This window comes from Vibrio sp. R-1 (assembly GCF_035615595.1).
Lineage (GTDB): Bacteria > Pseudomonadota > Gammaproteobacteria > Enterobacterales > Vibrionaceae > Vibrio > Vibrio cholerae.
Genome location: NZ_WPDC01000349.1, coordinates 1 through 354, shown reverse-complemented (window position 1 = coordinate 354; position 354 = coordinate 1). Strand labels below are relative to the sequence as shown.

At 40.4% G+C, this 354-nt stretch carries 1 protein-coding gene; it reads right to left on the bottom strand.

The window, feature by feature from the left end; translation table 11 throughout:
* Positions 1 to 323: DUF4144 domain-containing protein (locus GOU96_RS18460; protein ID WP_076008642.1), on the bottom strand; the 323-nt coding region annotated here is incomplete at its 3' end.
* Positions 324 to 354: the final 31 nt, after the last annotated feature.

The window sequence follows — 354 nt, the reverse complement described above, 5'->3', positions numbered from 1 at the left end:
TATTTAGCCGAATGTTTCAAACAGTTACATGCTTCCGCGACTGTTTCAAACTGAATTTTTGTCAAACAGACTTCAGCTAAACAGAACTCATGACGTTGAATCAATCTAGACGCTTCCTCTGCTGAAATCTGGGTTGAGTTTTCAATCAAGTTAACTGCTGAGCCATCTGAAACTATTGAATAGACAAAACCTTCAGAATCAATGACTCGATCGCTTGGACTAACGATCAGATCCACACACTCGCAATTTAAATCAGCCTCAGAGCCCAAATAAACAAGCTCATCGTCACCATCTAATTTCAGAATACAAGGCCAATTGACCATGAACTTCTCCGATAAACATAACGCCCGCCTA